The following is a 4,096-nucleotide window of genomic DNA, read 5'->3' on the forward strand; positions in this document are numbered from 1 at the left end:
GGCCTGCTCCGCCACGCCGCCGACAACCTGGGCCTGAAGGAGGCCTACGGCATGGTCGGCGCCGACAACACCGCCAGCCTGGCCATGTGCCGCCGCCTCGGCTTCCGGCACGTGCGGGACGTGACCGGCGACGACGGCACCGTCACCAGACTGCTGGTGATCCCGACGACGGCCCCGCCCGGGAGTGGTGACGGGACGGAGACGGCTCAGGCGGTGGGCTGACGCCACCACGAAGCCGGAGGAGGGGCGGCCACCTGCCAGGTGGCCGCCCACGCTGTTCTACAGACTCAGGTAGAAGCGCACGGTCGTACCGGCATCACCGGTGTGCACCCGCACCAGGTCGGTCACATAGTGGACCAGCATCAGGCCCCGGCCGCCGATCTGCCCCGGCCTCGGTGGCCTACGGCCGGCCAGAGGGTCGGACAGCCGTCCCGCGTCCCGGACTTCGCACACCAGGTGCCCCGCCTCGGCCCAGACCGCCAGCGTCCCGTTGCCTCCGCCGTGCAGCACGCTGTTGGTCGTCAGCTCGGCCGCCGCGAGTTCCATGTCCTGCAGCCGCCGCCCCGCAACGCCCAGCCGCTCGGCCTGAGCGACCGCGAACCGGCGGACCGCCGGGAGGTCCTGGCTGCCGAAGGAGACGACGGCGGCCTCCGGCGACGCCGGCAGCGCCTCGTTGTAGCGGGCGACGACCGCTTCCCAGTCATAGGCGTGACTGGTCTCCTCACGGTCGCCGTCGATGAGGGTGGGGTGGGTGATCCGCGCGTCGGCGATCACCTGCGGATCCAGACGCGCCTCGTCGTACGGACACAGGATCGTCACCGCACGGCCCTCGAAGGCGACGTTGATGAGCGCCTCGTGCTGTGCGCACGCCGGGTACTCCACCGCGCTGCGCCCGGCCCAGATCGGCTCGCCGATGATCCGCACCCGCCCGCCGGGGTGGGCGTCGGCGAAGCCGCGCAGGACCCGGGGAATGATCCGTCCCGGGTTGCGGCCGACGTCGGTCATGTCCAGGAAGAGGATGCCGTCGCCGTCCGTGCCCAGCCCGGCCCTGATCAGTTCCAGGTTGGGTCCCGGGACCGCCACGGCCATCGGCTCACCGGCGGCCAGACCCGCCCGCAGGAACGCAACCGTCTGCCGCGTGTACTCCTCCTCGCCGCGGTAGAACAGCGCGGGGTGCACGAAGGCGTCGTCGGGGGTCATCGTGCTCATCGCGGCGTCACCTCGATCTGGGGCAGGCTCGGCCAGAACATCTCCAGCACACGTGGAAGGTGTGGCGGCGGATGCTCCACCACCACCCGGCCCTCGGGCAGGCCCAGGGCGGTCACCGCCAGCGCCGTCACCCCTGCCACGTCCACGAAGGCCACATCCGACAGCTCCAGATAGGACACACCCGAGTGCTGCCCGGCCAGCCTGGACAGGGCCTCCTCCCAGTACGGGCGGGTGGTCTCGCTGATCTCGCCACTGGCTCGTATCCCGCATCGACCGGGCAACGGGCTCACCTCCAACGCGGCCCTCCCCGGCGACGCCGGAGCCGGCTCGCCACTTACATGCGGGTCACCCATTGCTGGACTCCTCCACCATCCGCCGGCCGTCCGCCGACACGCCGCGGCCCGCCGGGCGGGCGAGTCCACGTCTTAGATCCGACAGCCTATAGCCGCGCCGGCCGCGGACGACGAGGCCTCCGGGTACGGAGCGGCGCCCTCCTCGCGGCAAAGTGACCTTCATCACGACAGAGGGGCCCGCAACAGGGGCGCACCCCCCGCAGAGGGCCATATCTGTGCTCGCGAAATGAGAATTAGCTGCCGGGCCCGGTGAGTATTCCCCGGCGACCGGACAAGGTGAAATCATCGCCCGTGCAGCGCCGATCGCATCGTGCTACTGTCGATCTCAGTTGCAGGTGTGGTTGCCAGAAGGTTCATTCCCGACGGGTTAATCATCACGGCGACACGGAATTCGCACAGGGCGAATTCCTGATTCCGCCTCCCGAAGGAGAATTCAAAATGGCTACTGGCACCGTGAAGTGGTTCAACGCGGAAAAGGGCTTCGGCTTCATCGAGCAGGACGGCGGCGGCCCCGACGTCTTCGCCCACTACTCGAACATCGCCACCCAGGGCTTCCGCGAGCTGCTCGAAGGCCAGAAGGTGTCGTTCGACATCGCGCAGGGCCAGAAGGGCCCGACGGCCGAGAACATCGTTCCCGCCTGACGCCACCGGCGCTGACGCGTACTTCGCAGCTGGGGCCCGCACCTCTGGGGTGCGGGCCCCAGCTCGCTGCGTTTCCGGGCGCGCGGCGGGAAAGCGCAAGCCCCTCTCCGGCCGGTGGCTCATTTCCCGCCGGTCCGATTCGCCCCACATCATTCTTGGCTCGTCTCAAGATTCTCTGCGCCGCTCATCTGCTGCGGGAATTCCTTGCCACGCGCCGCATCAAGGAAGGCTCCGCATGAAGCGCACCCACACCTCTCGAACCTACGACCGCGCCGCAGGAGGCGCCGGTTCCAGCCGCTCCGGCGGCCCGCGCCGCTCCTCGGGCTACGGACGCCGACCGGCCGGGCGGGCCGTACAGGGCGAGTTCGCGCCGCCGAAGACGATCACGCCCGCACTGCCCCCGGCCGAGTCGTTCGCCGACCTCTCCATGCCCGAGCGGTTGCTGGTCACGCTCGGCCACGAGGGCGTGACCGTGCCGTTCCCGATCCAGGCGGCGACCCTGCCGAACTCCCTGGCCGGTCGTGACGTACTCGGCCGCGGCCGCACCGGCTCGGGCAAGACCCTGGCCTTCGGCCTCGCCCTGCTGGCCCGCACCGCGGGGCGGCGTGCCGAGCCGCGGCAGCCGCTCGCCCTCGTGCTCGTCCCGACCCGTGAGCTCGCCCAGCAGGTCACCGACGCGCTCACGCCGTACGCCCGCTCGGTGAGCCTGCGGCTGGCCACCGTCGTCGGCGGGATGTCCATCGGCAGGCAGACCGGCGCGCTCCGCGCCGGTGCCGAGGTGGTCGTCGCGACGCCCGGGCGGCTCAAGGACCTCATCGACCGGGGCGCGTGCCGCCTCGACGAGGTGGAAATCACGGTCCTCGACGAGGCCGACCAGATGGCCGACATGGGCTTCATGCCGCAGGTCACCGCCCTGCTCGACCAGGTGCGTGCCGACGGGCAGCGGATGCTGTTCTCGGCCACCCTGGACCGCAACGTCGACCTGCTGGTCCGCCGTTACCTGACGGACCCGGTGGTCCATTCCGTCGACCCCTCGGCGGGCGCGGTCACCACCATGGAGCACCACGTCCTGCATGTGCACGACGCGGACAAGCACCGGACGACCACCGAGATCGCGGCACGAGACGGTCGAGTGATCATGTTCCTCGACACCAAGCACGCGGTGGACCGGCTGACCAAGCACCTGCTGAGCAGCGGCGTCCGTGCCGCGGCCCTGCACGGTGGCAAGTCACAGCCGCAGCGCACGCGCACCCTCGCCCAGTTCAAGCGCGGGGATGTGACGGTACTCGTGGCGACCAACGTCGCTGCGCGCGGGATCCACGTCGACAACCTCGACCTGGTCGTCAACGTCGACCCGCCCACCGACCACAAGGACTACCTGCACCGCGGTGGCCGTACGGCCCGAGCCGGCGAGTCCGGCAGCGTCGTCACCCTGGTGACCCCCGACCAGCGTCGCGGCATGAGCCGGCTGATGGCCACGGCGGGCATCACCCCCCGGATCACCCCGGTGCGTTCCGGCGAGGCGGAGCTGAGCCGTATCACGGGTGCCCAGGCCCCTACCGGTGTCCCGGTCGTCATCACCACGCCGGTCGTGGAAGGCCCCCGCAGCGCGTCTCCCGCGTCCCGCAGCCGTCGAGGTCGCCGAGGGCAGGCGCGCCAGGGCCGGCCCGTCGGTGAGGCGGCGCGCAGGGCACCGGGGCGGACCGGCTTCGGCTCCGCAGCCTAGGCCGTGTCCGCAAAGTCCCGTCTGCCCCGCGACGCCTGGCACGCACTCTCGCCGCGCCGGGCGAAGCCCCAAGTACATCCAGTACGAGGGACTCCGCCCGGCGCGCCGAGAGCACGCACCAGACGCCGCGGGGCCCGCCCTTCGGGCGGACGACGGGACTTTGCGG

General features: G+C 71.2%; 5 protein-coding genes. 3 read left to right on the forward strand and 2 right to left on the reverse strand.

Going from position 1 to position 4,096, the window contains the following annotated elements; all coding sequences use genetic code 11:
* Positions 1-222, forward strand: a 222-nt coding sequence (locus CCN42_RS03230) for a GNAT family N-acetyltransferase (protein ID WP_422641188.1), incomplete at its 5' end; no start/stop codon positions are given.
* Positions 223-279: 57 nt separating this feature from the next.
* Here CCN42_RS03230 and CCN42_RS03235 read toward each other — a convergent pair.
* Both CCN42_RS03235 and CCN42_RS03240 read right to left on the reverse strand, forming a co-directional pair.
* On the reverse strand, positions 280-1,209 hold the full coding sequence (locus CCN42_RS03235) for an anti-sigma factor RsbA family regulatory protein (protein WP_086732968.1): 930 nt from the start codon (positions 1,207-1,209) through the stop codon (positions 280-282).
* Positions 1,206-1,562 carry an STAS domain-containing protein gene (locus CCN42_RS03240; RefSeq protein ID WP_086732969.1) on the reverse strand — a complete coding sequence of 119 codons (357 nt, stop codon included), beginning with the start codon at positions 1,560-1,562 and terminating at the stop codon, positions 1,206-1,208. Before CCN42_RS03240 ends, CCN42_RS03235 begins: the two co-directional genes overlap by 4 nt.
* Before the next feature lie 438 nt (positions 1,563-2,000).
* Here CCN42_RS03240 and CCN42_RS03245 point away from each other — a divergent pair, with 438 nt between their 5' ends.
* Both CCN42_RS03245 and CCN42_RS03250 read left to right on the forward strand, forming a co-directional pair.
* Positions 2,001-2,204, forward strand: coding sequence for a cold-shock protein (locus tag CCN42_RS03245; RefSeq protein ID WP_030648194.1), 204 nt, complete (start codon positions 2,001-2,003; stop codon positions 2,202-2,204).
* Between the two features lie 235 nt (positions 2,205-2,439).
* A complete protein-coding gene (locus tag CCN42_RS03250; RefSeq protein ID WP_086732970.1) occupies positions 2,440-3,930 on the forward strand; it encodes a DEAD/DEAH box helicase in 1,491 nt (496 codons plus the stop codon).
* The last annotated feature ends 166 nt before the right edge of the window (positions 3,931-4,096 follow it).

This window comes from Streptomyces glaucescens (assembly GCF_002154375.1).
In the GTDB taxonomy this organism is placed as follows: domain Bacteria; phylum Actinomycetota; class Actinomycetes; order Streptomycetales; family Streptomycetaceae; genus Streptomyces; species Streptomyces glaucescens.